Annotated in this window: 28 protein-coding genes, 1 pseudogene and 1 riboswitch; of the genes and pseudogenes, 14 read left to right on the top strand and 15 right to left on the bottom strand. The window is 66.7% G+C overall.

Features of this window, described 5'->3' with window-relative positions; all coding sequences use genetic code 11:
- Positions 1–79: 79 nt before the first annotated feature.
- The 7 genes from QF040_RS20415 to QF040_RS20385 form a co-directional block, all read right to left on the bottom strand.
- Positions 80–688: an N-acetyltransferase family protein gene (locus QF040_RS20415; RefSeq protein ID WP_429612567.1), complete on the bottom strand. Its 609-nt coding sequence runs from the start codon at positions 686–688 to the stop codon at positions 80–82.
- On the bottom strand, positions 685–1,758 hold the full coding sequence (locus tag QF040_RS20410; protein WP_429612566.1) for an alpha/beta fold hydrolase: 1,074 nt from the start codon (positions 1,756–1,758) through the stop codon (positions 685–687). The genes QF040_RS20415 and QF040_RS20410 overlap by 4 nt, the downstream gene beginning before the upstream one ends.
- A gap of 54 nt (positions 1,759–1,812) precedes the next feature.
- Positions 1,813–2,181: a hypothetical protein gene (locus QF040_RS20405; protein WP_429612565.1), complete on the bottom strand. Its 369-nt coding sequence runs from the start codon at positions 2,179–2,181 to the stop codon at positions 1,813–1,815.
- Positions 2,182–2,210: 29 nt separating this feature from the next.
- Entirely contained in the window at positions 2,211–3,128 is a 918-nt protein-coding gene (locus QF040_RS20400; RefSeq protein WP_429612564.1) for an alpha/beta fold hydrolase, read from the bottom strand.
- A 24-nt stretch (positions 3,129–3,152) separates the two neighbouring features.
- Positions 3,153–3,656, bottom strand: a complete 504-nt coding sequence (phaP, locus tag QF040_RS20395) for a TIGR01841 family phasin (RefSeq protein ID WP_429612563.1) — start codon at positions 3,654–3,656, stop codon at positions 3,153–3,155.
- 164 nt (positions 3,657–3,820) lie between these two features.
- On the bottom strand, positions 3,821–4,468 hold the full coding sequence (locus tag QF040_RS20390; protein WP_429612562.1) for a hypothetical protein: 648 nt from the start codon (positions 4,466–4,468) through the stop codon (positions 3,821–3,823).
- Positions 4,469–4,621: 153 nt separating this feature from the next.
- Positions 4,622–6,562 (bottom strand): hypothetical protein, encoded by a 1,941-nt coding sequence (locus QF040_RS20385; RefSeq protein ID WP_429612561.1) that lies wholly within the window; start codon positions 6,560–6,562, stop codon positions 4,622–4,624.
- 294 nt (positions 6,563–6,856) lie between these two features.
- A riboswitch (S-adenosyl-L-homocysteine riboswitch) is annotated at positions 6,857–6,926 on the top strand.
- Between the two features lie 74 nt (positions 6,927–7,000).
- Between QF040_RS20385 and ahcY the strand changes: the two genes are divergently transcribed.
- The 4 genes from ahcY to QF040_RS20365 all read left to right on the top strand — a co-directional run bounded on the left by ahcY (position 7,001) and on the right by QF040_RS20365 (position 10,828).
- On the top strand, positions 7,001–8,440 hold the full coding sequence (gene ahcY / locus QF040_RS20380; RefSeq protein WP_429612560.1) for an adenosylhomocysteinase: 1,440 nt from the start codon (positions 7,001–7,003) through the stop codon (positions 8,438–8,440).
- Positions 8,441–8,446: 6 nt separating this feature from the next.
- Complete coding sequence (locus tag QF040_RS20375) at positions 8,447–9,283, top strand: TlyA family RNA methyltransferase (RefSeq protein WP_429612559.1); 837 nt, start codon at positions 8,447–8,449, stop codon at positions 9,281–9,283.
- A 10-nt stretch (positions 9,284–9,293) separates the two neighbouring features.
- Positions 9,294–10,118 carry a methylenetetrahydrofolate reductase [NAD(P)H] gene (gene metF, locus QF040_RS20370; protein ID WP_429612558.1) on the top strand — a complete coding sequence of 275 codons (825 nt, stop codon included), beginning with the start codon at positions 9,294–9,296 and terminating at the stop codon, positions 10,116–10,118.
- A gap of 83 nt (positions 10,119–10,201) precedes the next feature.
- Positions 10,202–10,828, top strand: coding sequence for a septal ring lytic transglycosylase RlpA family protein (locus tag QF040_RS20365; RefSeq protein WP_429614678.1), 627 nt, complete (start codon positions 10,202–10,204; stop codon positions 10,826–10,828).
- A gap of 12 nt (positions 10,829–10,840) precedes the next feature.
- Here QF040_RS20365 and QF040_RS20360 read toward each other — a convergent pair.
- Positions 10,841–11,792: pseudogene (locus QF040_RS20360) on the bottom strand (23S rRNA (adenine(2030)-N(6))-methyltransferase RlmJ).
- An 88-nt stretch (positions 11,793–11,880) separates the two neighbouring features.
- Between QF040_RS20360 and QF040_RS20355 the strand changes: the two are divergent.
- The 5 genes from QF040_RS20355 (at position 11,881) to mdtD (ending at position 15,555) form a co-directional block, all read left to right on the top strand.
- The gene (locus tag QF040_RS20355) at positions 11,881–12,420 is read left to right on the top strand and encodes a hypothetical protein (RefSeq protein WP_429612557.1); all 540 of its coding nucleotides are present in this window, start codon (positions 11,881–11,883) and stop codon (positions 12,418–12,420) included.
- A gap of 220 nt (positions 12,421–12,640) precedes the next feature.
- Complete coding sequence (rplM, locus tag QF040_RS20350; protein ID WP_013543664.1) at positions 12,641–13,072, top strand: 50S ribosomal protein L13; 432 nt, start codon at positions 12,641–12,643, stop codon at positions 13,070–13,072.
- A 12-nt stretch (positions 13,073–13,084) separates the two neighbouring features.
- Positions 13,085–13,477 carry a 30S ribosomal protein S9 gene (gene rpsI / locus QF040_RS20345; protein ID WP_007827948.1) on the top strand — a complete coding sequence of 131 codons (393 nt, stop codon included), beginning with the start codon at positions 13,085–13,087 and terminating at the stop codon, positions 13,475–13,477.
- Positions 13,478–13,662: 185 nt separating this feature from the next.
- On the top strand, positions 13,663–14,028 hold the full coding sequence (gene erpA / locus QF040_RS20340) for an iron-sulfur cluster insertion protein ErpA (protein ID WP_013543663.1): 366 nt from the start codon (positions 13,663–13,665) through the stop codon (positions 14,026–14,028).
- A 93-nt stretch (positions 14,029–14,121) separates the two neighbouring features.
- Positions 14,122–15,555, top strand: coding sequence for a multidrug transporter subunit MdtD (gene mdtD / locus QF040_RS20335; RefSeq protein ID WP_429612556.1), 1,434 nt, complete (start codon positions 14,122–14,124; stop codon positions 15,553–15,555).
- A gap of 3 nt (positions 15,556–15,558) precedes the next feature.
- On the opposite strand, the gene QF040_RS20330 is transcribed toward mdtD, so the two are convergent.
- Positions 15,559–16,683, bottom strand: coding sequence for an anhydro-N-acetylmuramic acid kinase (locus QF040_RS20330; RefSeq protein ID WP_429612555.1), 1,125 nt, complete (start codon positions 16,681–16,683; stop codon positions 15,559–15,561).
- 39 nt (positions 16,684–16,722) lie between these two features.
- A complete protein-coding gene (locus QF040_RS20325) occupies positions 16,723–18,072 on the bottom strand; it encodes a peptidoglycan DD-metalloendopeptidase family protein (RefSeq protein WP_429612554.1) in 1,350 nt (449 codons plus the stop codon).
- 183 nt (positions 18,073–18,255) lie between these two features.
- Between QF040_RS20325 and tyrS the strand changes: the two genes are divergently transcribed.
- Positions 18,256–19,464, top strand: a complete 1,209-nt coding sequence (tyrS, locus tag QF040_RS20320) for a tyrosine--tRNA ligase (RefSeq protein ID WP_429612553.1) — start codon at positions 18,256–18,258, stop codon at positions 19,462–19,464.
- A 38-nt stretch (positions 19,465–19,502) separates the two neighbouring features.
- Here tyrS and QF040_RS20315 read toward each other — a convergent pair whose 3' ends face one another.
- Positions 19,503–20,126: an OmpA family protein gene (locus QF040_RS20315; protein ID WP_429612552.1), complete on the bottom strand. Its 624-nt coding sequence runs from the start codon at positions 20,124–20,126 to the stop codon at positions 19,503–19,505.
- On the bottom strand, positions 20,123–20,623 hold the full coding sequence (locus QF040_RS20310; protein WP_429612551.1) for a FecR family protein: 501 nt from the start codon (positions 20,621–20,623) through the stop codon (positions 20,123–20,125). Before QF040_RS20310 ends, QF040_RS20315 begins: the two co-directional genes overlap by 4 nt.
- A 151-nt stretch (positions 20,624–20,774) precedes the next feature.
- Here QF040_RS20310 and QF040_RS20305 point away from each other — a divergent pair, with 151 nt between their 5' ends.
- Positions 20,775–21,695, top strand: a complete 921-nt coding sequence (locus QF040_RS20305; protein WP_429612550.1) for a cation diffusion facilitator family transporter — start codon at positions 20,775–20,777, stop codon at positions 21,693–21,695.
- Positions 21,692–22,135, top strand: a complete 444-nt coding sequence (dtd, locus tag QF040_RS20300; protein ID WP_013543655.1) for a D-aminoacyl-tRNA deacylase — start codon at positions 21,692–21,694, stop codon at positions 22,133–22,135. Before QF040_RS20305 ends, dtd begins: the two co-directional genes overlap by 4 nt.
- A gap of 6 nt (positions 22,136–22,141) precedes the next feature.
- Here the strand turns inward: dtd and ybeY are convergent, their stop codons facing one another.
- Together ybeY and QF040_RS20290 are read right to left on the bottom strand one after the other, a co-directional pair.
- Positions 22,142–22,600, bottom strand: a complete 459-nt coding sequence (ybeY, locus tag QF040_RS20295) for an rRNA maturation RNase YbeY (RefSeq protein ID WP_013543654.1) — start codon at positions 22,598–22,600, stop codon at positions 22,142–22,144.
- 1 nt (position 22,601) lies between these two features.
- A complete protein-coding gene (locus tag QF040_RS20290) occupies positions 22,602–23,552 on the bottom strand; it encodes a PhoH family protein (protein ID WP_013543653.1) in 951 nt (316 codons plus the stop codon).
- A gap of 20 nt (positions 23,553–23,572) precedes the next feature.
- Here QF040_RS20290 and ruvA point away from each other — a divergent pair, with 20 nt between their 5' ends.
- On the top strand, positions 23,573–24,145 hold the full coding sequence (gene ruvA, locus QF040_RS20285; protein ID WP_429612549.1) for a Holliday junction branch migration protein RuvA: 573 nt from the start codon (positions 23,573–23,575) through the stop codon (positions 24,143–24,145).
- On the top strand, positions 24,142–25,029 hold the full coding sequence (locus QF040_RS20280; RefSeq protein ID WP_429612548.1) for a hypothetical protein: 888 nt from the start codon (positions 24,142–24,144) through the stop codon (positions 25,027–25,029). The genes ruvA and QF040_RS20280 overlap by 4 nt, the downstream gene beginning before the upstream one ends.
- A gap of 13 nt (positions 25,030–25,042) precedes the next feature.
- Here QF040_RS20280 and QF040_RS20275 read toward each other — a convergent pair whose 3' ends face one another.
- Positions 25,043–25,612: a YdeI/OmpD-associated family protein gene (locus QF040_RS20275; RefSeq protein ID WP_429612547.1), complete on the bottom strand. Its 570-nt coding sequence runs from the start codon at positions 25,610–25,612 to the stop codon at positions 25,043–25,045.
- Positions 25,613–25,626 lie beyond the last annotated feature (14 nt).

Raw genomic sequence — 25,626 nt, 5'->3', positions numbered from 1 at the left:
GCCCCCTCCGGGGCACCGGCGGATCGTAGCTTTGGATGCGTATTTATTGGATGCTTTTTATTACAAAATTGCCGAACCTCTAAAAAGCCTCCGTCATCCCATACGCCCGCATCTGCGCCTCGAACTGCGCCACGTCGTGGCTCAACACCACGAGGTCGTGCGTCACGCCCTGCTTATCTTTCACATGCTTGCTCAGCAGCGCCTCGGGACGAAAGCCCAGCGCCTGGAAGACGGCGATGGCGCTGCGCTGGTCGACGGTCATGCGCGCGACGAGTTTCTCGGCACCGCGCTCGATGGCCAGCGCGCAGGCCTCCCGCGCGAGCCGATGGCCAAGGCCGCTGCCGCGCAGTTCGGGCGCGGCCAGGAGGCGCAGCTCGGCCACGTGGCTGGACCACGAGTGCGGATCGCGGATCACCGCCGCACAGCCCAGCACCGCGGTGCCGCGCACCGCGAGCACGCTGTCGATGTCGCCGCGCTCGATGGCGCGGACCCAGGCGTTCATCACCTTGGGCTCGGTGATGTCGCGCGGCAGGAAGAGCAGGTCGTGCGCCGGCAGGCCCTGCGCGAAAGCCAGCACGGCAGCCGCGTCGTCCGCGTTCATCAGGCGCAGGACGATGTTGCCTTCGCTGCTCGTCACGGTGCGCGGATAGGTCCGCGAGAAAGAGTCGGAGACAGCGGTGATGGTCATGTCGAGCGCACTCCAAGCCAGTCGTCGAGTTTGGGCCACAGCCGGCGGACTGCATTGGCGCCCGCGGCCAGGCTGACGTGGCCGCCCTTGAGCACCACCTCTTCCTTGTCGGCCGAGCCGATGTTGGCGATCAGCGGCTGGCCAGCCTCGTAGGGAACGATGTGGTCGTGCTGCGCGAGCGCGTGGAGCACCGGCACCTTGATGTTCGCAAGCAGAACCTTGCGGCCGCCGAGCACCAGCTCGCCCTTGAAGAGCTTGTTGTCCCACATCAGCTCCTTGACGGTCTGGCGGAAGTACTCGCCGGCCAGCGGCAGCATCTCGGTGCCCCAGCGGTCGAACATGCGATACGACTTGACGAATTCGTCGTTGGCCATGTTGTCCCAGAGCTGCACCACGCCGGCGCTGCGGCCCGCGGGACGCAGCATGTCGAACGAAGCGAACAGCATCTCTGGCGGCACGTTGCCGATCGTGTCGATGAGCCGGTCGACGTCGAAATAACGCCGGTCCGACCACGCATGGAAGAGCTTCATGCGGCTGAAATCGACGGGCGTGGTGAAGAGCGCGAGGTTCTTGATCGGGCCGTCGGGATGCAGCGCGGCGTAGAGCGTGGAAAGCACGCCGCCCATGCAGTAGCCGACGAGCGTGACGTCTTCCTCGCCCGAGCGCGCCTGCACGCGCCGCAGCGAATCGGGGATGAAGTCGAGCACGTAGTCCTCGATGCGCAACTGCTTTTCCTGCGGGCGCGGCGCGTTCCAATCCATCATGTAGACGTCGTAGCCCTGGAGCAGCAGGTGCTCGACCATGCTCTGGCCCGGCGCGAGGTCGAGGATGTAGCCCCGGTTCGTCGTCGCCATGACGATCAGCAACGGCACGCGGTAGATCTCGTCGACCAGCGGGCGGTAGTGGTACAGGCTCAGCGTGCCGCGGCGGTGGATTTCGTCCCTGGCCGTCTGCCCCATGGCCGGCGCGGCCGAGGTGAGAAAGTCCAGGCCCTTGAGGTTGCGCTGGATCGCGCGCTCGATCTCGGCGCCGATGTCGGGCAGCGCGAACGCGTCCGCGGTGGCGCTCATCGCGCACGCTTTCTGGCAGTGCGCTTCGGGGCGGCCGGAGCCGGGGCGGCTGCCTCAGCCTGCGGGGGCTTCCTGGTGCGGCGCGGCTGGGGCGGCGCATGGGCGGCCGCAGATGCCGCCGGCCCGCGTCCGCTTTCCATCGCGCGGCTGATGTTCGCCAGGTGATCGTCGATGCTTTGCAACTGCTCGCCCAGCGCCTGGATGTCCGCGCGCGTGGGCAGGTTCAGCATCGTGAGGGTAGCGCGCCATCAGGTCGCCCAGTGCTTTCTGCCCGGTGAGCGAGGCGTTCATCCCGCCGTGCATGCCCTGGCGGAACGGATCGGAGGCCATGGTCTCGTTGGCGAATTCGTTGGTGCTCTTTTCCCATTGAGCCGTGAGCTCGCGCCACATGGCCATCGGGTCGAGGGGGGAGAACTTGTTCATGGACAGAGGCCCCGTCGTCCATCGGTCGTTCAATGGTCGCGAAGCTGCCCGGTGTGCGCGGCGATGGCGTCGATGATCTGCGGCCACATCGAAATCGGCAGCGCGTGGCCCATGCGCGGAATGCGCAGCAGCTTCGCGCCGGCGATCGCATCGGCCACGTCCACGCCGCAGGCCACCGGCACGAGCGGGTCGGCATCGCCATGGATCACCAGCGTCGGCACGTGCACATCGCGCAGCGCCGGTTTGCGGTTGCCCGATGCGAAGACCGCCGCGAGTTGGCGCGCCACGCCGCCCGGGTTGAGCCCGCGCAGGAAGATGAGCTGCGCGCGCTCGGCATCGCGGGCCTCGTCGAGCGGGAAGCCGGGGCCGCGCAGCACGCGCCAGATCTTCTTGTAGTGCGCGAGGTAGGCATCGAAGGTCAGCGGCGTCGGCGAGAACAGCACCGCCAGCGCCTCGGGCGTGGGCGGCGGCAGCGCGGGATCGCCGGTGGTCGACATGATGCTGGTGAAGGAGCGCATGCGCTGCGGATGATGGATGGCCATCTCCTGTCCGATGGCGCCGCCCATCGAGGCGCCGACGATGTGCGCGCGCTCGATGCCGAGCGCATCGAGCAGGCCGATGCAGTCGTCGGCCATGTCGCGCAGCGTGTAGGGCACGGAGAGCGGCTTGCCCGCCATGGCCTGCAGCATCAGCGCCTGGATGTCGGGCACGCCCAGGTGCGACAGGTGCGTCGAATGGCCGATGTCGCGGTTGTCGAAGCGGATCACGCGGTGCCCGCCGGCTTCCGCGAGGCGGGCGCAGAACGCGTCGTCCCAGGCCACCATCTGGGCGCCGAGGCCCATGATCAGGACGAGTGGCGATGCCGCGGGATCGCCGAAGCTGTCCCACGCGATTTCAACGCCATTGACCGGCCTGCGCCGCTCGATGGAGGGTGGGGCGGCGGTCATTGCGGCGAGGCCTTTTCTGTTGACTTATTTGCGCTGCAGCATCTTGGTCACTTCGTCCACGTTGGACTGGATGCGCTGGCGCACGACGTCGAAGGCATCGGCCTGCGACTTGGCCGCGAGGTTGGCCAGTTCCTTGATGTCGTCGATGGCGCGCTGGAACGACTGGCGGCCGAGCTCGTCGAGCTTGGCGAGGTTGGCCTTGGCGTCCTTGCCCGGCATTTCCTTGGCGGCCGTCTGCCATTCGGCAATGGCGCTCTTGATCATCTCGGTCTGGCGCTGCACCACGGTCTGCAGGCCCTGGTAGGACTTTTCGTTGGCCTGCATCAGCGCCTCGAGGTCCTTGCGGCCGCTGTCGAGCAGCTTGCCCGCGCCGCCGGTCAGGTTCAGTTCCTGCAGGCGATCGGCCATGCCCTTGAGGTTCTTCATCGGATTGAGCATGTCGGCGGCGCTGGGGGCGGCCGCCTTGGCGCTGCTGGTGCTGCTGCTGGCAGCGGTCTTCTTGGCGGCGGCTTTCTTGGCAGTGGCCATGGTGCGGTATCTCCTGTGTCGGGTGAACGGGTGAATGGCAAACAAGGACCGGCCGGACGGCAAAAGTCCCTCGCCACGATACGCCGCACCGACGCGCCCGCGGTCCCCGCAGCGACAAATTTGCCTGCGGGATTTCCCTTGGGTGACTTGCCTTACATCGGCGCTTACATCGGCGGCGCGAAGCCGTTGCGCCCGGCCGTCACGCGCAGCGCCGTGGGCGTGCCGTTCTTTTCCTGCGCATTGACCAGCACCTTGGCGCCGGGCACCAGCAGCGCCTCGGTGCCGGCGCGGAAGGTCACGACCGGCACATCGGGCGGCACGATGACGGTCTTCTCGCCGCCCTTGTAGGTCAGGCGCAGCTGCTGTCCGCCCTTCACCGACTTCGGCGCCGCGGCCAGGTCGGCGACGGTGGCGTTGGTCATGGTGCTCTCCGGCAGCAGGTCCCACGGGCGATGGCCTTCGCCGGTGCCGCGCGCGGCTTCGGGGAACACCACCACTTCGAGCGCCTTTTGCGAGCCGTCGGCCTGCGGCATGGCGGCGGTGCCGATGAAGCTGCCTTTCTTGATGTCGGCCAGCTTGATTTGGTAGACCTCCGACAGCTGCATGTCGGCAGGCCGCGCGAGGCTGACCACTTCGCCGCCGCGGTCCTGCACGACGAGGGTCTTGGCGTCGACGCGGACGATGGTGCCGCGGATGCGGACTTGTTCGGAAGGGGCTTGCGCGGAAGCGGTGATCGGCAGCGCAGCGGCTGCCAGGCAAAGTGTTGTGGCGGCAAGCAGGGCGCGGTGAGTGCTGGACAGAAGAATCGGCATGTCGGCTTTCGGAGTGCTGGGGATGCGGGCAATGTACGTCGCACCGGCAGAACGTGCAGGGCGCCGAATTAGCTGGAGATGAGGAAGCAAAAAAGGCCACATGCCGCGCGCTGCGGCATGTGGCCCTCATTCATGCGAACCGTGGCGAGGCGATCAGTCGATCAGGTCGATCTCCAGCGTGCCGGCCGTGGCAGGAGCGCGAGAACCGACCATCGCGAAGAGCTTTCCGCTCTGGGTCGCGAAGTGGAACTCGGGTCCGCTGAACGACGCCGAGCGCATGCCGTAGGGGCCGAAGGAGCCCATCGGCGCCAACGTCGCGTTGCGGCTCGCTGTCGTGCCATTGGGAAGCACCTGGGTCCGTGCGTAGCTGGACGTGCCCACGGTCACGACGCCCCAGCTGCCATTGGTTGCGCCGCCGCGCGAGGCGGTGGCCGGCCAGGTCACGCGCTCGGGCAGGCCGATGCGAAACACCGAGGTGGTGGGTGCTGAAGGCAGGGAGCCCGCCGACAGGTAGACGTTGTCGTCACCGATGCGGGCCATCGCGAAGCCGCCGTTGTCCAAAGGATTGGCGACGTTCGTGATCTGCCATGTGTCGACGGTCGCGCCGGCCGTTACCGAGTACGTCCTGACAGAGGCAGCCGGGCAGTTGTCGATGCGGTAGATCGTGTTGTCGTTGCACAGGTAGAGCGTGGTGCCGCCGTTGGTGATCTGGAACTGCGTGATCGTCGAATCGGCGGCAGTGGCGGTCACGTTGATGCCCAGGCGGTTGTAGGTCCCGTCGAGGTCAGCCTGCGTCTTCATGAGCGCACGCGATGCAACGAAGGGGCGCACGCCGTAGCTCGCCGGCGTGACCTGCGCCACCGCGAACGGGAACGCGCCGACGACGGTGTCTTTCGCGAGACGGAAGCGCGCCGTGTTCGTGGAGCTCGTGATCCGGCTGCTGCCGAAAACGAAACTGCCGGCCTCTGCCGGGTCCTCGGCGAAGCTGCCGGTATCCGTCGTGCCGGCGCCGTCGGTCATCTCGTAGCGCTTGCTGTCGAGGTTGAGCGCCAGCGTCTGGCGCGAGCCATTGGTGGCGTAGACCTTGTAGCGGCCGTTGCGTGCATCGGGCGCTGCGCCGGTGTCGATCAGGTTGATCTGGATGTAGCCCTGCGTGTTCGGGTTGCGCGAGCCGACGACGATCGACAGTGGGCCGTTCTGCATCACGAAGTACCTGCGCGTCCCTGTGGCATTCAAGGAGCGGATGCCTGCCGGCTGCGACGAGAAAGTGCCTCCCACCGGCAACGTCAGGCTGCCGTAGCTGCTGTCCGGGTTGGTGGCGGTGCGTACCGAGTTCGCGGCGTCGATGAGGTTGCTGCCCCAGCTCCCCTCAGTCGATGCGCCCAGGCCGCGGGTGGTGGGCCAGCTCGACGATTCGGGCAGGCCGATCCTCAGGAACTGCACAGCCGGCGAGGCATTCACGCCGCCAGCCAGGTAGACGTTCTGCCCGCCGATGCGCGCGACGCGGAAGTTCGCGACCTCGCCGGGGTTGGCCACGTTCGTGCCCACCCAGGTGCTGTCGATGCCTGCGGCGACCGCGTAGGTACGCTTCGATGCGGCAGGGCAGAGGTCGATCCGGTAGACGATGTTGTCGTTGCAGATCTCCAGCACGGTGCCGCTGCCCGACAGGCGCATCGCGAGGATCGTGGAGTCCGACACGCTGCCCGGGCTGCGCGTGACGCTGAAGCGGTTATAGGTGCCGTCCAGCTGCGCCGCGGTCGCGACGAAATCACGCGCCGCCACGAAAGGCTGGGCGGCGTACGCGGCCGGGTTCGAGTAAGCCACCTGGAACGGGAACGCGCCCACGATGGCGTCGGTTGTCACCCGAAAGCGCGACGTGTTGGCCGGCGTGGTGATGCGGCTGCTGGCGAATACGTAGGTGCCCGGTTCGGTGAAGTCTTCGGCAAAGGCGCCGGACTCGGCCTGTCCCAGGTTGTCCGTCATCGTGTAGCTGCCGGCATCGAAGTCGACCGCCAGTTGCTGCTGCGTGCCGTTGGCCGCGTAGACGCGGTAGGTGCCGTTGCGCGCATCGGCAGTGTTTGCTGTCTTGGCCACGGCGACTTCGGGCTTGGCGTTGCCGCCTGACACCGGAAATCCGGCGCCTCCCGACCCCGATCCTCCGCCCCCTCCGCATGCGGCCAGCAGTATGGCCAGCCCCCAACCCACAAGATGTCCTGTCATCTTCATGTTGTGCCCTCTTCTTTTTGAAATGAGGCCCGGCAGCAAGCCGATTGGCTCCTGAACCGAACCGGGGCCGATCGTAACCAGAGGTCATTGCAGCCATGAGGACGGCGAATGACAGCCAAAACCCGCGGATTGGCGCCGGCTTTCGCCCCGTCTACAATCCGCCGTTCCGAGGAGCGTTGCAGCGCCATCAAGGCGTGAGGCTCGGACCACATCGCAACCACGCTCACCCGCTGTTCTCGCGGTGAGTCCCTTTTCCGTCAGACCCCCGTACGCAGTGGCATCTTTCAAACCAGTTTTGGAGTTCTCATGAGCGCCGTTCTCAAGCCCACCCCCGTTTCAACTGCCGACCAGGCGATTGCCGACCTGTCCCTCGCCGCCTGGGGCCGCAAGGAAATCCGCATTGCGGAAACCGAGATGCCCGGCCTGATGGCCATCCGCGAAGAGTTCTCGAAGGCGCAGCCGCTCAAGGGCGCGCGCATCACGGGCTCGCTGCACATGACCATTCAAACGGCCGTGCTGATCGAGACGCTGCAGGCCCTCGGCGCTACCGTGCGCTGGGCCTCGTGCAACATCTTCTCGACGCAGGACCACGCCGCCGCAGCGATTGCCGCTTCGGGCACCCCGGTCTTCGCGATCAAGGGCGAGTCGCTGGAAGACTACTGGGGCTACACCCACAGCATCTTCGACTTCGGCCCTAAGGGCTCGAAGGGCGAAGGCCCCAACATGATCCTGGACGACGGCGGCGATGCCACGCTGCTGATGCACCTGGGCCAACGCGCCGAGAAGGACCAGAGCGTGCTGGCCAATCCGACCAGCGAAGAAGAACGCATCCTGTACGCCGCGATCAAGGCCAAGCTGGCGGTCGATTCGACCTGGTACACCCGCAAGTCCGCCGAGATCATCGGCGTGACCGAAGAGACCACCACCGGCGTGCACCGCCTGAACGAAATGAGCGCCAAGGGCACGCTGCTGTTCCGCGCGATCAACGTGAACGACTCGGTCACCAAGAGCAAGTTCGACAACCTGTACGGCTGCCGCGAATCGCTGGTGGACGGCATCAAGCGCGCGACCGACGTGATGATCGCCGGCAAGGTGGCCTGCGTGGCCGGCTACGGCGACGTGGGCAAGGGCTCGGCCCAGGCCCTGCGCGCACTGTCGGCGCAAGTGTGGGTGACTGAAATCGACCCGATCAACGCCCTGCAGGCCGCGATGGAAGGCTACAAGGTCGTGACGATGGAATACGCCGCCGACAAGGCCGACATCTTCGTGACGACCACGGGCAACAAGGACGTCATCACGCACGACACCATGGTCAAGATGAAGGACCAGGCGATCGTCTGCAACATCGGCCACTTCGACAACGAGATCGACGTCGCGTCGATCGAGAAGTACGAGTGGGAAGAAATCAAGCCGCAGGTCGACCACATTACCTTCCCGGACGGCAAGAAGATCATCCTGCTGGCCAAGGGCCGCCTGGTGAACCTGGGCTGCGGCACGGGCCACCCGAGCTTCGTGATGTCGTCGTCGTTCGCGAACCAGACCATCGCGCAGATCGAGCTCTTCACCAAGCCCGACGCCTACCAGGCCGGCAAGGTCTACGTGCTGCCCAAGCACCTGGACGAGAAGGTCGCGCGCCTGCACCTGAAGAAGGTCGGCGCCATGCTGACCGAACTGACCGACGCGCAAGCCGCCTACATCGGCGTGAGCAAGAACGGCCCGTACAAGCCCGACACGTACCGCTACTAAGCGTCCATGCGCGCTGATCAACTGTTGGTGGAGCGCGGCCTTGCCGCGTCGCGTTCGCAGGCCGTGCGGCTCATCGCCGGCGGCATGCGCTGGCGCGATGCGGGCACGAGCGACGCATGGCGTTCGGTCGTCAAGAACAAGGACGAAGTGCCTGCATCCGCCGAGCTCGAGCTCGACGATGCGGCCGAGGCGCGCTACGTCTCGCGCGGCGGGCTCAAGCTCGAAGGCGCGCTGAATGTGAGCGGTGTCGATCCCGCCGGCAAGCTGTGCTTCGATGTGGGCCAGTCGACCGGCGGCTTCACCGATTGCCTGCTGCAACGCGGTGCGGCGAAGGTCGTGGGCGTCGATGTCGGCCATGGGCAACTGCATGCGAAGTTGCGCGAGGACGAGCGCGTGGTCGCCATCGAAGGCGTCAATGCGCGGGCGTTGTCGCCGGCCGATCTGCAAGTGGACGATGACGAGGACGCCGAGGCGCAGGATGCCGCAGAGGTCGACGAAGCAGCCGAGGCCCCGGCCGAGCCGCGCTTCGACCTCATCGTCGGCGACCTGTCGTTCATCTCGCTCACGCTGGTGCTGCCGGCGGTGGTGCAGTTTCTGGCCGACGACGGCCAGCTGCTGATGCTGGTCAAGCCTCAGTTCGAACTGCAGCCCGGCCAGGTCGGCAAGGGCGGCATCGTGCGCGACGACGCGATGTACCCCGTCGTCGAAAAGCGCCTGCACGATGCCTGCGCAGCGCTCGACCTGAAGGTGCTGCGCTGGTTCGACAGCCCGATCGCCGGTGGCGACGGCAACCGCGAGTTTTTCATTCACGCCGTGCGCGCGTCCGGCGCGAACGGTTCCTAAGGAGACGCAGGTGCGCCTTCCGCTGAGTTTCGAATTCTTCCCGACCAAGACGCCCGAAGGCGCGGTCAAGCTGCGCGCGGTGCGCCAGCAGCTGTATGCGCGCAAGCCGCAGTTCTGCTCGGTCACTTATGGCGCAGGCGGCTCCACGCACCAGGGCACCTTCGGTGCGGTGCAGGAGATACTGAACGAGGGCGTCGATGCCGCCAGCCACTTCTCTTGCATCGGCGCCACGCGCGCCACGGTGCGGGAGCAATTGGCCGAACTGAAGGCAATGGGCGTCAAGCGCCTCGTGGCGTTGCGCGGCGACCTGCCGAGCGGCTACGGCATCGGCGGCGAGTTCCACTATGCGAGCGATCTCGTGGCCTTCATTCGCGAGGAAACGGGCAGCGACTTTCACATCGAGGTGGCGTGCTACCCCGAAGTGCACCCGCAGGCCCGCTCGCCCGAAGCCGACCTGCAGGCTTTCGCCGCCAAGGTGAAGGCGGGCGCCGACTCGGCCATCACGCAGTATTTCTTCAGCCCCGAGGCCTACTTCCGCTTCGTCGACGACGTGCGCAAGCTCGGCATCGACACGCCGATCGTGCCGGGCATCATGCCCATCACGAGTTCGACGCAGCTCATGCGTTTCTCGGACGCCTGCGGCGCTGAAATTCCTCGCTGGATCCGCCTGCGCCTGCAGGGCTTTGGCGACGACATCGCATCGATCAAGGCCTTCGGCCTGGACGTGGTGACCGACCTCTGCGCGCGACTGCGTGACGGCGGCGCACCCGCGATCCACTTCTACACAATGAACCAGTCGACGGCGACGCTGGCCCTGCTGGAGCGCCTCGATTGAGAGGGCGCACCGCAGGTTCGCCGCTGCGCACGGGGTTTCGCCTCGTGCTTGTCGCGGCCACCTGCGTGCTGGCGGGCTGCGCCATGCCGCCCGCCACCGAAGGGGGCGCCGATCCGGGCGCGGCGGCGGGCTCGCGCCTGCGGCCGCTGTCCTCCGGGCTGGCGATTCCGCCAGGGGTCTCGGCGCGATCGAACGTGCCTTCGGTGCGCTATGACCTCGCGGTCTCGGGCACCGGCGAACTGACGCCCGACGACGGCGTGCCCGGCGACAGCGGCCCGCGCGAGATCTTCGAACGCGGCGGGGCGTCCTGGTACGGCATCCAGTTCCACCAGCGCAAGACGGCGAGCGGCGAACGCTTCGACATGTCGGCCCTGACGGCCGCCCACAAGACCCTGCCGTTCAACACGCGCGTCTGCGTGCGCAGCCTCGTCAACGGCAGCGAGGTGCTGGTGCGCATCAACGATCGCGGGCCCTATGCGCAAGGCCGCGTGATCGACCTGAGCCGGGCCGCGGCCGAGCGGATCGGACTGATCGGGCTTGGAATCAAGCAGGTGGCGCTGTCGGTCGTCGGCCCCGAGGGCATGCGCTGCGGCGGTGTCGATGTGGAACCGGGCGATGCGGCTGCACCGGTGGCGCCTGGGGCCGATCGCACCAAGGCCACGGTGCCGGCGCGCCGCAAGGTGGTCGTGCCGCAGCGCCGCCGCCGCTGAAAAAAGAGCGGGTCAGCCGCCGCTGTCGAGCGAGAAGGTCGCGTTCCGGTCCTGCGCCAGCTTCTCGGCCCAGTTGCGGCAGCGCCGCCGCGAGCAGCGGCTTCAGGGTGTAGGGCGGGTTGATCAGGAACATGCCGCTGGCCGGCAGCCCGGGCCGCTTGGTCTCGCCGGTCGGCGTGGCCGTCAGCTTGCTCGACTTGACCGTCAGCGTGGCATGCAGCCACGGCTTGCCGGCCTTGGTCGCCATGGTCTTGAGCCGGCGCGGCAGGTCGTGCGCCTCGGGCCGCGGAATGATCGGATACCAGACGGCGTAGGTGCCCGTGGCAAAGCGCTTGAGCGCCTCGGCCGCGAAGTCGAGCACGCGGCCGTAGTCGCTCTTGATTTCGTAGCTGGGGTCCATCAGCACCAGCGCGCGGCGCGACGGCGGCGGCAGGAACTTGGTGGCGCTGCCGAAGCCGTCTTCGCGCAGCACGGCGATCTGGCGGCCGGCTTCCAACTGGGCGATGTTGGCGTCGAGCGTGCGGGCGTCGGTCGGATGCAGTTCGAACAGCTTGAGCTTGTCGTGGTCGCGCAGCAGGTGCTGCACGATGAATGGCGAACCCGGGTAGACGCGGGCGCCGCCCTTGGGGTTGAAGTCGTGGATGACGCTGAGGTAACGCGCGATCGCGTCCGCCAGAGGCGCATCGGCTTCCGGCGCCACTTTCTTGGCTGCCGACTTCGCGGCGGGCGCGGCGGTGGCGGGCTCCTTGGGAGGGGCGAGCAGGCGCAGGATGCCGTCGGCCGCTTCGCCGCTGGTGTCGGCGTAGTCGCCGTCGAGCCGGTACAGGCCCGCGCCGGCGTGGGTGTCGACGACCGTGAGGGCGGCGTCTTTTTCCAGCAGGTGGTCGAGCGTGGCAATCAGCACCGTGTGCTTGAGCACGTCGGCGTGGTTGCCGGCATGGAAGGCGTGGCGGTAACTGAACATGAGGGATTCCGGGATAGGTGGCAGATGCGCAACAGCCTCTTCAATGAAGCCGCGGTAACATCAAATTACAAAACTAGAGGGAAACAGGATGAGTCCGTCGAACTGGAGATTTTGGGGCCTCGCGGCCACGATGGGAATTTTGTCGATCCTGGGCGGCTGCGCCGCCGTCAGCCAGGGGCTCGATCAGCCGATGCGCGTCGACGTCCTGTCGCAGACCGGGGAGGTCATTCCCGATGCGAGATGCAGGGCCGTCAACGACAAGGCCAAGGTGAGGATGAGGTCCGGCCGCGTCATCGGTGTGCGCCGCTCGCGGGCCGACCTGATGATCCAGTGCACCGTCGACGGGCAGGGTGTGGCCACCGGCCAAGCCATCTCGCGCCCCAACATCGGTTTCCTGGGCAACTTCGTCGTGGCCGGTGGCGTGATCGGCGCGGCGGTCGACGACAGCGCCGGTACTGCCTACACCTACCCGACCTGGATCCAGATGGTCATCGGCGAAGAACGCCTGTACGACCGCAGCGGGCACCGCGATGAAAGCCTGGACACGGGCATGCTGGTGCGCAAGCTCGATGTCCCGGCGACAAAGGCCGCGGTGCTGACGGGACCGGTGGCAGCTCCGGTGCGCTGAACGGCTCGGCCGGCCCTCTGCCGAGGCCCGGAATTGGCCAGATCGGCCAATACTTCATATAATCGCGGGCTTCGCAGCGTTTTTGTGGCCCCGCGGCGAAGGCACGCAATCCGTCCGTCATTGGGCGGGAGGCGCGTGAACCCCACCTAAGAGATTCCCATCAGAGGAACGCCGACCGTGGAAAAGGGCTCGCCAAACCCTCTTTTCAAGAGAAAAACTCATGACCAAAACGTTCAGCGCCAAGCCCGCTGACGTGACGCACGAGTGGTTTGTGATTGACGCGACCGACAAGGTCCTCGGACGAGTAGCCAGCGAAGTTGCTCTCCGTTTGCGCGGCAAACACAAGGCCATTTACACGCCTCACGTCGATACCGGTGACTTCATCGTCATCATCAATGCCGCGCAACTGCGCGTCACCGGCGCCAAGTCGATCGACAAGGTGTACTACCGTCACTCGGGCTACCCGGGCGGCATCAGTGCCACCAACTTCCGCGACATGCAATCCAAGTTCCCGGGCCGCGCCCTGGAAAAGGCCGTCAAGGGCATGCTGCCCAAGGGTCCGCTTGGCTACGCGATGATCAAGAAACTCAAGGTCTACGGTGGCGCAGAGCACCCGCATACCGCCCAACAGCCCAAAGTGCTGGAACTGTAAGGAGCCTTGAGAATGATTGGTGAATGGAACAATGGCACCGGCCGTCGCAAATCCAGCGTCGCCCGTGTGTTTCTGAAAAAAGGCACCGGCAAGATCACGGTCAACGGCAAGGACATCCAAGAGTTCTTCGGCCGCGAAACCTCGATCATGATTGCCAAGCAGCCCCTGGCGCTGACCAACAACCTCGAAGCTTTCGACGTGATGGTCAACGTGAATGGCGGCGGCGAATCGGGTCAAGCCGGCGCCACGCGCCACGGCATCACCCGTGCCCTGATCGATTACGACGCAACGCTCAAGCCCGTCCTGAGCCAAGCCGGCTTCGTGACGCGCGATGCGCGTGAAGTCGAACGTAAGAAGGTCGGTCTGCACTCCGCCCGTCGCCGCAAGCAGTTCAGCAAGCGCTGATCCTGTTCGTTGCGAACCAAAGCCGCCTTCGGGCGGCTTTTTCGTTGCCAGTACTTGGCGAGCGCGGCATTCGACCCCACTTGCGTTGGGGTGCACGCCACAGTCCGTCTGCCGGAAATGCGGCATTGCAGTAGCATTCGTTCCCTTGGCCGCATGTCCGGCCACCTCCCAAGGAGTTACCTCTCATGAGCGCCGTAGCCGAAAACATCCAGACCCAGATGCCCGAGCCGATCGTCTTCACCGACAGCGCGGCAGCCAAGGTGGCCGACCTGATCGCCGAAGAAGGCAACCCCGAGCTGAAGCTGCGCGTGTTCGTGCAGGGCGGCGGTTGCTCCGGCTTCCAGTACGGTTTCACCTTCGATGAAATCACCAATGAAGACGACACCACCATGACCAAGAACGGCGTGTCGCTGCTGATCGATGCCATGAGCTACCAGTACCTGGTCGGCGCCGAAATCGACTACAAGGAAGACCTCCAGGGCGCCCAGTTCGTGATCAAGAACCCGAACGCCACCAGCACCTGCGGCTGCGGATCGAGCTTCTCGGCCTGATGCCTGGATGCCGCTGACAAGGCTCCTACAAGAAAGCCGCCTCCGGGCGGCTTTTTGCTGCCCGTCGTTTTCCGCTTTCCTTTTCCTTCTTCCATGACGTCCGAAGCCGCCGCCGCCGTCGACCCCTCCCGCAAGAGCCTGCTGTGGCTCGTGGCCGTCGGCTTCTTCATGCAGACGCTGGACGCCACCATCATCAACACCGCATTGCCGGCCATGGCCGCGAGCCTGAACGTGAGTCCGCTGCGCATGCAGTCGGTGGTGGTGGCCTATGCGCTCACGATGGCGATGCTGATCCCCGCCTCGGGCTGGATCGCCGACCGCTTCGGCACGCGGCGCATCTTCTTCGCCGCCATCGTGCTGTTTGCCGCCGGGTCGGTGCTCTGCGCGCTGTCTCAGGGGCTAGGGCAGCTCGTGGCCGCGCGGGTGGTGCAGGGCCTGGGCGGCGCGTTGCTGCTGCCTGTGGGGCGCCTGGCGCTGCTGCGCACGGTGCCGCGCGGCGAATTCCTGCAGGCGATGAGCTTCGTCGCGATCCCGGGGCTCATAGGCCCCTTGCTGGGGCCCACGCTGGGCGGTTGGCTGGTGCAGTACGCCTCCTGGCACTGGATCTTCCTGATCAACGTGCCGGTAGGGCTGGCGGGCTGCATCGCCACGCTCAAGTACATGCCGGACCTGCGCGGCGCCACCCAGAAGCGCTTCGACAGCGTGGGCTACGCGATGCTGGCCTTCGGCATGGTGGCGATTTCGCTCGCGCTCGACGGGGTGTCTGAACTCGGCTTGCGTCAGGGCGGCGTGATGGTCGTGCTGATCTTCGGCTTTGCGAGCGTGGTGGCCTACTGGCTGCGCGCCGCGCGCACACCGGAACCCCTGTTCGCGCCGTCGCTGTTCGGCGTGCCCACGCTCAGCATCGGCCTGATCGGCAACCTGTTTTCGCGCCTCGGCAGCAGCTGCATGCCCTTTCTCGTGCCGTTGCTGCTGCAGGTGTCGATGGGCTATTCGCCGGTGCGGGCCGGCTTGATGATGTTGCCGATCGCGCTCGCCGGCATGGCCATGAAGCGCTTTGCCACGCCGCTGATCACCCGCCACGGCTACCGCAAGGTGCTGGTCGTCAACACGGTGCTGGTGGGCTGCACGATGGCCAGCTTCGGGCTGACAGCGCCCGGCCAGCCCATCGCGTTGCATGTGCTGCAGCTGCTGGCCTTCGGCGCGGTCAACTCTCTGCAGTTCACTGCAATGAACACCATCACCCTCAAGGATCTGGACGGCAGCATGGCCAGCAGCGGCAACAGCCTGCTGTCGATGGTGCAGATGCTGGCGATGAGCCTGGGTGTGGCAGCCGCGGGCGCTGTGCTGGCGGGCTACAACGGAATCTTCGGCACCGAGACGGCCGCCCACACGCTCGATGCCTTCCAAGCCACTTTTGCGAGCATGGGGTTGATCACGGTGGCATCTGCGCTGATCTTCTGGCATTTGCCCGCGGAAGTGCGCGCGGCACAACCTGCCCAGCCGGAAGTTTCCGGCCAGGGTTGAGGCTCAGGCCGGGTAGATCGCGCCCAGCACCCGTGCGCCGCGCGCCCCGGTTACGCTGGCCAGATTGCCCGCTTCGCGCCGCACGGTGCAGCGCGCGAGCCAGGCAAAAGCCGCGGCTTCGACCTGCTGCGGCGGCAAGCCCTGGTCGGTCGATGCCACCACCTTCACACGGGGAAGCAGCGCGCGGAGGCGTCCGAGGAGGTGATCGTTCAGCGCACCGCCGCCACACACGATCAGCAGCTTGCTATCTTTTCCGTAGCTGAGGAGGTCGGCGGCGCAGGTGCTGGCCGTCAGTTCGGTCAGCGTGGCCTGTACATCGGCTGGCGCCATGGCCGTGGTGCCGAGTTGCGAAGCCAGCCAGGTTGGATTGAACAGGTCCCGGCCCGTGCTCTTTGGCGGCGCCTTGGCGAAATAGGGATCGGCCCGCAGCTGAGCGAGCAACTGGGGCAGCACCTGCCCGCTCGCCGCCCATTGGCCGCCTCGATCGAAGGGCTGGCCCTGGTAGGTCTGGCACCAGTGGTCCATCAGCGCATTGCCGGGGCCGCAGTCGAAGCCCAGCACGACGGCGCCGTCGAGGGCATCGGTGGCCGGAAGCAGGCTCAGGTTGGAAATGCCGCCGATATTCAGCACCGCGACGGTCTCGTCGGCGCGCGCGAACAGGGCGCGGTGAAACGCCGGCACCAGCGGTGCGCCCTGGCCGCCTGCGGCAAGGTCGCGGCTGCGAAAGTCGCCGACCACATCGATGCCGGTCAGTTCGGCCAGCAGCGACGGGTTGTTGATCTGAAGGGTGTAGCCGACGTCGTCGAATTCGAGTGGCCGGTGGCGCACCGTCTGCCCGTGTGCGCCGATGGCGGTGACCGCACCGGCGTCGATGCCGCTGTCCGCCAGCAACTGCTGCACCACGCCGGCATAGGCCCGGGCGAGCCCGTTGCCGGCCAGTGCCGCGCGGTGCAATTCGTTGTCGCCGGGGGTGTTGAGCGCCAGGAGCTCCGTGCGCAAGGCCACGGGAAACTCCGCGGTCGCGTAGGCCTTCACCGCGATCCGGCCGTCGGAAAAGTCGGCGAGCACCCCATCGACGCCGTCGAGCGAGGTGCCCGACATCAGGCCGATGAAAAGTTCGGCGGCCATCTCAGGATCGGTGTCTGGAGAAGACCGCCGCGATCGTGATCAGTCGGCGCTGGCCTGGATGACGGAGAAGGCGGCTGCCAGTTCGGTGCGGGCGCCGACGGCGATTCGTTCGAACGCCGGGCGCAGGGCCGCGGTGATCGGGGCGCCGCCTTCTTGCGCGATGGTGGCGGGGTCTTGATAGACGCCGCCCACGCGGAATTCGAAGTGCAGGTGCGGACCGGTCGCCCAGCCCGTGGAGCCCACCGCGCCGATCGCCTGGCCCTGGCTCACGCTCTGGCCGGCCTTGACGTCGATGCGGCTCAGGTGCGCATACGCCGTCTGCTGGTTGTTGCGGTGGGTGATGATGACGATGTTGCCGTAGCCGCTCTGCGTGCCGGCGAAATCGACCGTGCCGTCGCCGACCGTGCGCACCGCGGTGCCGGTGGGCGCTGCGTAGTCGATGCCGTTGTGCTGGCGCCAGCTGTTCAGGATCGGGTGCATGCGCATTGCGAAGCCGCTGGACACGCGCGAGAACTCGACCGGCGTCGCCAGATAGGCCTTGCGCAGGCTGTCGCCGTTCGGGCGGTAGTAGCTGCCCTTCTGGTTTGGGCCCGGGGGCTGGAACCAGACGGCCTGGTGGATCCTGCCGTTGTTCTCGAACTCGGCTGAGAGCACACGGCCGCTGCGCAGCGCCTGGCCGTCGGCTTCGAAAGTCTCGTAGACCACGGCGAAACGATCGCCCTTGCGCAGAGCGCGCACGTCGACGTCGCCTGCAAAGATGTCGGCCAACTGGCTCGCCACCGCGTCGGGAATGCGCGCGTCGTCGGTGGCGGCGAACAGCGAGGTGCGGATGGTGCCGCTTGCCAGGCGCGTGCCCGGCGTCAGCGTGTCGCGCTCGGTGAGGGCGACGAAGCCGACCGGCGTGCGCTCGATCACGAAGCGCTTGAAGCCGCCGTCGCCATCGGGAATCCAGCGGGCGCTGAGCTTCTTGAGCTGGTTTTCCTGGGTGGCTTCGGCCGTGACCGTGCGGCCGACGCGGGCGAACAGCGCGCCGCGGGCTTCGCCGCTGCTGCGCACGAAGGCGGTGGCGGCGGGGTCCGAAATGCCCAGGCGCCGGAGCAGGGCCTCGGCCGTGTCGCTGGCGCGGGTGGTGTCGGTGCGGAACAGCGTGAAGCTGAAGCCTTCGAGCGACGCGCTCTGGTCCACGAAAGACTGCGGCGCGGCAGTGGCTTCGAGGATCTGGTGGACCGGAAGGTCGGAAGCGTCCGGACCCAGCGAGGCCACCGCGAGGGTGCCGGCGCTCAACATCGCCGCGGCGATGATCGCGGTGATCTGCTTGGGGTAGGTACGGAACGTATAGGCCACGCGAGAAGCGAGAAGCTCCTCGGCGGCAAGAATGCCGTTGATCAAACTATGAATTCCAGCTCAGGTTCTGCAAATCCGTGCTGCAAGGCCCAGTGCGTTCAGGGCGGCAGGAGACGGTGCGGAAAAAGCGCCGCTTAGAATTCGGCGCTTGAAAAGTCGGGCTGAGTATAGCTTCGGCATCCCAAAAGTCAGCCAAAAAAGCCCGTAAAGGCCGAATCTGTTACATCCATGAGCCTCTCAAATAGTGTAGGACGCGCGCTCGAAATATCCCTCCGTGGGGCTGACGAGCTGCTGCCGCAGGACGAGTGGGTGCGCAAGCTGCAGCGCTCCGAAGCCACCGGCACCCCCCTGCGCATCAAGCTCGGGCTCGACCCGACCGCCCCGGACATCCACATTGGCCACACCGTGGTGCTCAACAAGATGCGCCAGCTCCAGGACCTGGGGCACCGGGTGATCTTCCTGATCGGCGACTTCACCAGCACGATCGGCGACCCCTCCGGCCGGAACAACACTCGCCCGCCGCTGACCCGGGAGCAGATCGAGGCCAACGCCCAGACTTACTACAAGCAGGCCAGCCTGGTGCTGGACCCCGAGAAGACCGAGATTCGCTACAACTCCGAATGGAGCGACCCGCTGGGCGCCCGCGGGATGATCCAGCTGGCGGCCAAGTACACGGTCGCCCGGATGATGGAGCGGGACGACTTCAACAAGCGCTTCAAGACCGGCCAGTCGATTTCGGTGCACGAATTCCTCTACCCGCTGATGCAGGGCTACGACTCGGTGGCGCTCAAGAGCGACCTCGAACTGGGCGGCACGGACCAGAAGTTCAACCTGCTCGTCGGCCGTCATCTCCAGCAGGAATACGGGCAAGAGCCGCAGTGCATCCTCACTATGCCGCTGCTTGAAGGGCTCGACGGCGTCGAGAAGATGTCCAAGAGCAAGAACAACTACATCGGCATCAGCGAAGACGCCAACACCATGTTCGCCAAGGTGCTGTCGATTTCCGACGACCTGATGTGGCGCTGGTACACGCTCTTGAGCTTCCAGTCGCTGGAGCAGATCGAGGCGCTGAAGGCGGAGATCGCAGGCGGCCGCAATCCGAAGGACGCGAAGGTCGCGCTGGCCAAGGAAATCACCGCGCGCTTCCACAGCGCGGCGGCGGCCGAAACTGCGGAGCAGGATTTCATCAACCGCAGCAAGGGCGGCGTGCCGGACGAGATTCCCGAGGTGTCGCTGGTTGGCGCGCCGCTGGGCATTGCCCAACTCCTGAAACAGGCGAACCTGGCGGCATCGGCGTCGGAGGGTAGCCGCCTGATCGACGGCGGCGGTGTGCGCGTTGATTCGGTCGTGATCAGCGACAAAGCACTGAAACTGCCGATGGGCACCTACGTTGTGCAGGTGGGGCGGCGCAAGTTCGCCCGCGTGACCCTGAGCTGACCCCAAAGAAAAAGGCCCCTCGGGGCCTTTTCTCTTGGTCAGCGGACTTCGATGGTGACCCGCCTGTTGCGCGGCTCGTCCACCTCGTCGGCGGTCGGCACGGCCAGATCGCGCTCGCCGCGGCCCACAGCCTCGACGCGGTTGGCCGGGAACTGCCGCTCGACGAACAGCTGAACCACTTCCTGCGCCCGGCGGCGCGACAACTGGTCGTTCGATTCGCCGGTGCCCTTGGTGTCGGTGTGGCCCGTCACCACGATGTCGCCGCCGCTGCGTGCCAGCGCCGCGGCGAGTGCCTCGGTCATGATCTGCTGCGAAGCCGGCGTCAGCGTGGTGCCGCCGACTTCGAAGAACACGGTGTAGCGCTGCGGCGGAGGCGGACGCATGTCGAAAAGCGGCTTGTTTTCCGCCTGGACCTTGGCCGCATCGGCTTGGTCGACCACCGGCGCGCCGCTGGCGCCCACCGCGGCCGTTGCACGCTGGTAGGGCTTGGAAAGGACTTCTTCCCCGTCCTTGGCGCGCACCACGACGGCGGAGGGCTTGCCGTCGGCCTGCGGCAGCAGCACCACGCGCGTGCCCGGCGTCGAGCAGGCGGCGAGCCATGCGGTGATCAGTGCGGTGGAGAGAAGAAGGAGCGGGCGGGGCGACATGCTCGTCGGCATCATGGCTTTCCGTCGGTTTGAACGATGAAATCGGTGCCGCGAATGCCGATGGTCGCGGTCTGCGTCTCGACCCGAACCGCGTCGGGGTTGGTCTTGCCGATGAGGCCCGTGATCATGCGCATCGAGCCGCGCAGCAGCGAGACCAGCAGGCCGCCGTCGCGGGTGGTGGCGTCGAAGTGGAATTCCTTCAGGTCCAGCCGCGAGGAGGGACCGACCACCAGCGTCGTGTCGTCCCGCAGGACCACGGCGGCCGAAGAGTCGGGGCCGGTCACGATGCGGTCTACGGACCCGAGGGCATCGCCAGCGGCAGCGGTTCGGGTGGTGCCGGCGGCACTGAGCAGCTGCACATTGCCGCGCACCGATTTCACGAAACCCGCCTGGAGGTCGGCAACCGCAGCGGCCGGCGTGGCCGGCTGCTGCTGCGGAGGTGTTTGGGCTTGGGCGATCGCGGTGGCGCCCAGCAGGGCGAGGCCGCCCAGAATGTTCAAAAAGGTTTTCATCGTCCCGACTCTCTGCGAAGAATGTTTCGCAATAGCCAAAATATTAAGCCCAAGGTGTTACATATAGACACTACGTCGATAATTCAGCGCCATCTTGCGGCCTTTTGCCGTTTTTTGCGTCGTCTTTTGTCGATTCAGCTCCCGCTTGCCCATGACGCTCACTCCCAAAACACTGCTCCGCGTTTCTGTGGCCGTTGCCCTGGCCACCATCGTGCTCAAGGGGCTGGCGGGCTACATGACGAATTCGATGGGCCTGATCTCCGATGCGATGGAGTCGTTCGTCAATCTTGCCAGCGCCATGTTCGCCTTGGCAATGGTGACCATCGCCGAGCGGCCGGCCGACGACGACCACCCCTACGGCCACCACAAGGCCGAGTATTTCTCCTCCGGCTTCGAAGGCATCCTGATCGTCGGCGCCGCGGTGGCGATCCTCTGGGTGTCGGTGCAGCGGCTGCTGTCGCCCCAGCCGCTCGAGCAACTGGGCTGGGGCCTGGCGCTGTCGGTGGTCAGCTCGGGCCTCAATGCGGCACTGGCGGTGGTGCTGTTCCGCGCGGCGCGCACCCATCGCTCCATCGCGCTGGAGGCCGACGGCCGACACCTGATGACCGACGTGTGGACCTCCGCCGCCGTGGTCGTCGGCATCGTCGCCGTGCACTTCACCGGCTGGCTCTGGCTCGATCCGGTGCTGGCCGTCGGCGTGGCGCTGAACATCGTGCGCGAGGGCGTCAAGCTGGTGTGGCGCTCCTCGCAGGGCCTGATGGACGAAGCGCTCGATGCCGAAACGCTCGCCACCGTGCGCGCCACGCTCGACGCCTTCGCTGCGCGCCAGCCCGACGGCGGCCGGCTGCGCTTCGACGACATGGTGACCCGCGGCGCCGGCCAGCGCCGCTTTGCCGACCTGCACATGCACGTGCCCGGCGACTGGACCCTGCAGCGCGCGGCCAGCCTCCGCGACGAGCTCGAGCAGGCCCTGATGGACGCCGTGCCCGGCCTGCGCGTCACCATCCAGCTCTTGCCGCTGACCATGGAAGCGCGCGCCACCCAGATCGTGAAAGAACACGAACACCCATGAAAGCCATCCTTCAGCGCGTCGCTAACGCCCGCGTCGACATTGCCGGCCAGACCGTCGGCGCCATCGATGCCGGCCTCTTGATCCTCTTGTGCGCGGAACGCGGCGACGTCGATGCGCTCGCCGACCGCATGCTCGCCAAGATCCTCAAGCTGCGCATCTTCTCGGACGACGCCGGCAAGATGAACCGCAGCGTGCAGGACATCGGCGGCGGGCTGCTGGTGGTGAGCCAGTTCACGTTGGCGGCCGACGTGAGCGGCGGCAACCGCCCCAGCTTCACGCTCGCGGCGCCGCCCGACGAGGGCCGGCGCCTCTACGAGTACTTCGTGGCGCAGGCGCGCGCCGCGCACCCGGTGGTGGCGACCGGCGAGTTCGGCGCCGACATGCAGGTGCACCTCGTCAACGACGGGCCGGTCACGATCCCGCTGCAGATGTCGGCGTAGCAGCAGCTACTTGCCGTACGGATCGCGGATGCCCAGCTCCGCGAGGATCTGGATTTCGTACGCCTCCATCTCGTCGGCGTCGGCTTCGCTGGTCTCGTGGTCCCAGCCCTGCGCGTGCAGCGTGCCGTGCACCAGCAGGTGTGCGTAGTGCGCGGCCAGCGTCTTGCGCTGCTCCTTCGCTTCGCGCGCGACCACCGGCGCGCACAGCACCAGGTCGGCCATGGCGACCGGGCTCTGCGCATAGTCGAAGGTCAGCACGTTGGTCGCGTAGTCCTTGCCGCGAAACTCGCGGTTCAGGCGCTGGCCTTCGTCGGCATCGACGATGCGCACCGTGATCTCGCCGTCGATGTCCAGCGCATGGCGGATGCAGCGCGCAACGCGGTGGCGCGGCAGCGCGATGCGGTGCCGCTCGACGCCCTTGAAACGACCGAACTGCAGCGAAAGAGAAAGTGCCGGCAGCGCCATCTCAATTCGCGCCGCTGCGCTTGCGCTGCCCGTCGTAGGCGTCGACGATCTTCGCCACCAGCGGATGCCGCACCACGTCGGCACTCGTGAAGTGCGTGATCGCGATGCCGCTCACGCGCCGGAGCACGCGCTCGGCGTCGATCAGGCCGCTCAGTTGCTGCTTGGGCAGGTCGATCTGGCTCACGTCGCCGGTCACCACCGCCTTCGCGCCGAACCCGATGCGCGTGAGGAACATCTTCATCTGCTCGACCGTGGTGTTCTGCGCTTCGTCGAGGATCACGAATGCGTTGTTCAGCGTGCGCCCGCGCATGAAGGCCAGCGGCGCGATTTCGAGCGCATTGCGTTCGAAGGCCTTCTGCACCTTCTCGTACCCCATGAGGTCGTAGAGCGCGTCGTACAGCGGACGCAGGTACGGGTCGACCTTCTGCGTCAGGTCACCCGGCAAAAAGCCGAGCCGCTCGCCCGCTTCCACGGCCGGCCGCGTGAGCACGATGCGCTGCACCGCCGCGCGCTCCAGCGCATCGACCGCGCAGGCCACCGCGAGGTAGGTCTTGCCGGTGCCGGCCGGGCCGATGCCGAAGGTGATGTCGTGCTTGGCGATGTTGTCCAGGTACAGCGCCTGTGTCGGCGTGCGCGCACGCAGGTCGGCGCGGCGGGTGACGAGCATGGCCGCGTCCTCGTCGCTCATCGAGCCGTCGCCGGCCAGCGTGAGCTGCACCACGGCCGGATCGATCGGGCGCTGGGCAATTTCGTACAGCGCCTGCAGCACGTCCATCGCGCGCTGCGCCGAGGCCTTGGGGCCGTCGACCTTGAACTGCTCGTGGCGATGCGCGATCTTCACGCCCAGTGCTTCCTCGATGCGGCGCAGATGGGCATCGAGCGGGCCGCACAGGTGTCCGAGGCGCGAGTTGTTCGGTGGGGTAAAGGTGTGTCGCAGAATCACGCCGGACATTTCAAGGAAAAAGGGCACCCATGATAGGCAAACTCACCGGCATCCTGGCCGAGCGCAACCCACCGCAGGTGGTGGTCGATTGCAACGGCGTCGGCTACGAGGTCGATGTGCCGATGAGCACGTTCTACAACCTGCCCGGCACCGGAGAGCGCGTTTCGCTGCTCACGCACTTCGTGGTGCGCGAGGACGCGCAGATTCTCTACGGTTTCGGCACCGCCGAGGAGCGTGCGGCTTTCCGCCAGCTCATCAAGATCACCGGCGTGGGCCCGCGCACCGCGCTCGGGCTGCTCTCGGGCATGAGCGTGGGCGAGCTGTCGCAGGCGATCACCACGCAGGAGCTCGGCCGGCTCGTGAAGATCCCGGGCATCGGCAAGAAGACAGCCGAGCGGCTGCTGCTCGAACTCAAGGGCAAGCTGGGCGCCGACATCGGCCTGCCGACGCATGCGGCCTCCGACGCGCAGGCCGACATCCTGCAGGCCCTGATCGCGCTGGGCTACAGCGACAAGGAAGCCGCACTCGCGCTCAAGGCGCTGCCGAAGGACGCGACGGTGAGCGAAGGCATCAAGCTGGCGCTGAAAGCCCTGGCCAGGTGAACCTGCGAGCAGCGTGGTCGCGCGTCGAGGCGCTGCGCCACGAGTCGGTCCACAGCGACTCGCTGCTCATGCGCGCGGCGCTGATCGGCTGCGTGCCGATTCTCCTGGCCTACGGATGCGCAGGCGTCGTCTACGGCAACCTGCCGATGATGACGCCGGTCGGCCTCATCGACATGCCGGGCGCCTGCGCATGGCTCAACGCCGCGATGGCGTTCGCACTGGCGATCCTTGCGGTCGACTGGCTGGTCCGCGGCGACCTGACACCGCCGCAGCCGCAGGCCATCGTCGTCACCAAGCGCTGGAGCCGCGGCAGCTACACGCAGGCCGTCATGCCGCCGCATGTCTTCCCCGAGCCTCGTTCGTCCCTGCTGCGCATCGGCTGCCTTGGCGTTGCGGCGGTCGCCTGCGCATCCGCGCTGGTGGGCCGCGCCACGCTGGCGCTGGGGTGGCAGGCCTTTGCGCGGCCGGGCGGCCTCGCGCCGCAGGCGGAGTGGCCGCTCTATCCGCTGCAATGGGTCTGGCCCTGGCTGCTGCCGCTGGCCCGGCGGCCCATCGTGCTCGGATTGATCGGGGCGGGCGCCGTGCTGCTGGCGGCCGCCTACTTCATGAACTGGCGCAAGGTGCGCGGTGCGTGGTTTCCGTTCCTGACCGTGCTGCCAATGCTGCTGACGCTGAACTACCTGGGCGATGCGGGCTTTGATTTCGCGGCCGCGCGAAGCCTGGGCGGGCTGGTCGAGCCGGAGTTGGCGAGAGAACTGGCGCAGCAGCCGGGCCGCTACAACGTCTTCAATTTCCTGAGCCTCTGGGGCGCCATCGGCTTCGGCACGGTGGGCTTGATCCTGGGCTTCTGGTTGGGCCGCTCGCGGGTGATGGACGAAGACTAGGACCGCCTTCGCCTCAAGGGTGGATCTTCTCGCCCTTTGCCAGCATCTCCACGAACTGCGCAATGCGCCGCGCACGCGTCTCGGCCTTCTTCGCGCCCTGCGTGCGGAACAGCACCGCATAGCGATTGCGCGAATCCAGCGTGGCGAAGAACTTCGCGGCCTTCTTGTTCGCATCGAGCGCAGCCTGCAGGTCGGGCGGCACTGTCGCCACGCTCGCGGCGTCGTAGGCGGCCTCCCAGCGGCCATCGGCCTTCGCGCGTTCGACCTCGGCCAGCCCGGCGGTCTGCATGCGCTCTTCGTCGATCAGCTTCAGCGCCTTGTCGCGGTTGATCTTCGACCAGGTGCTGCGCGCGGTGCGCGGCGTGAAGCGCTGCAGAAAATACTGTTCGCCATCGCTCTTGTCACTCTTGCGCTGCCCGTCGATCCAGCCGAAGCACAGTGCGATCTCGAGCGCCTCGGGGTGGTCGACAGAGGCGATGCCGCTGGCCTTCTTCGCGATGCGCAGCCACACGCCGGCATGCGTGCCGTGATGGTGCTTGTACCAGCGCGTGAGCGCCGCAGCGTTCGCGAATTCGACAGGCACGTCATCGACGATGC

This window comes from Variovorax sp. W2I14 (assembly GCF_050435205.1).
Lineage (GTDB): Bacteria > Pseudomonadota > Gammaproteobacteria > Burkholderiales > Burkholderiaceae_C > Variovorax > Variovorax paradoxus_C.
The sequence above is the reverse complement of the archived record's forward strand: the minus strand, read 5'-3'. Positions and strand labels throughout refer to the sequence as shown.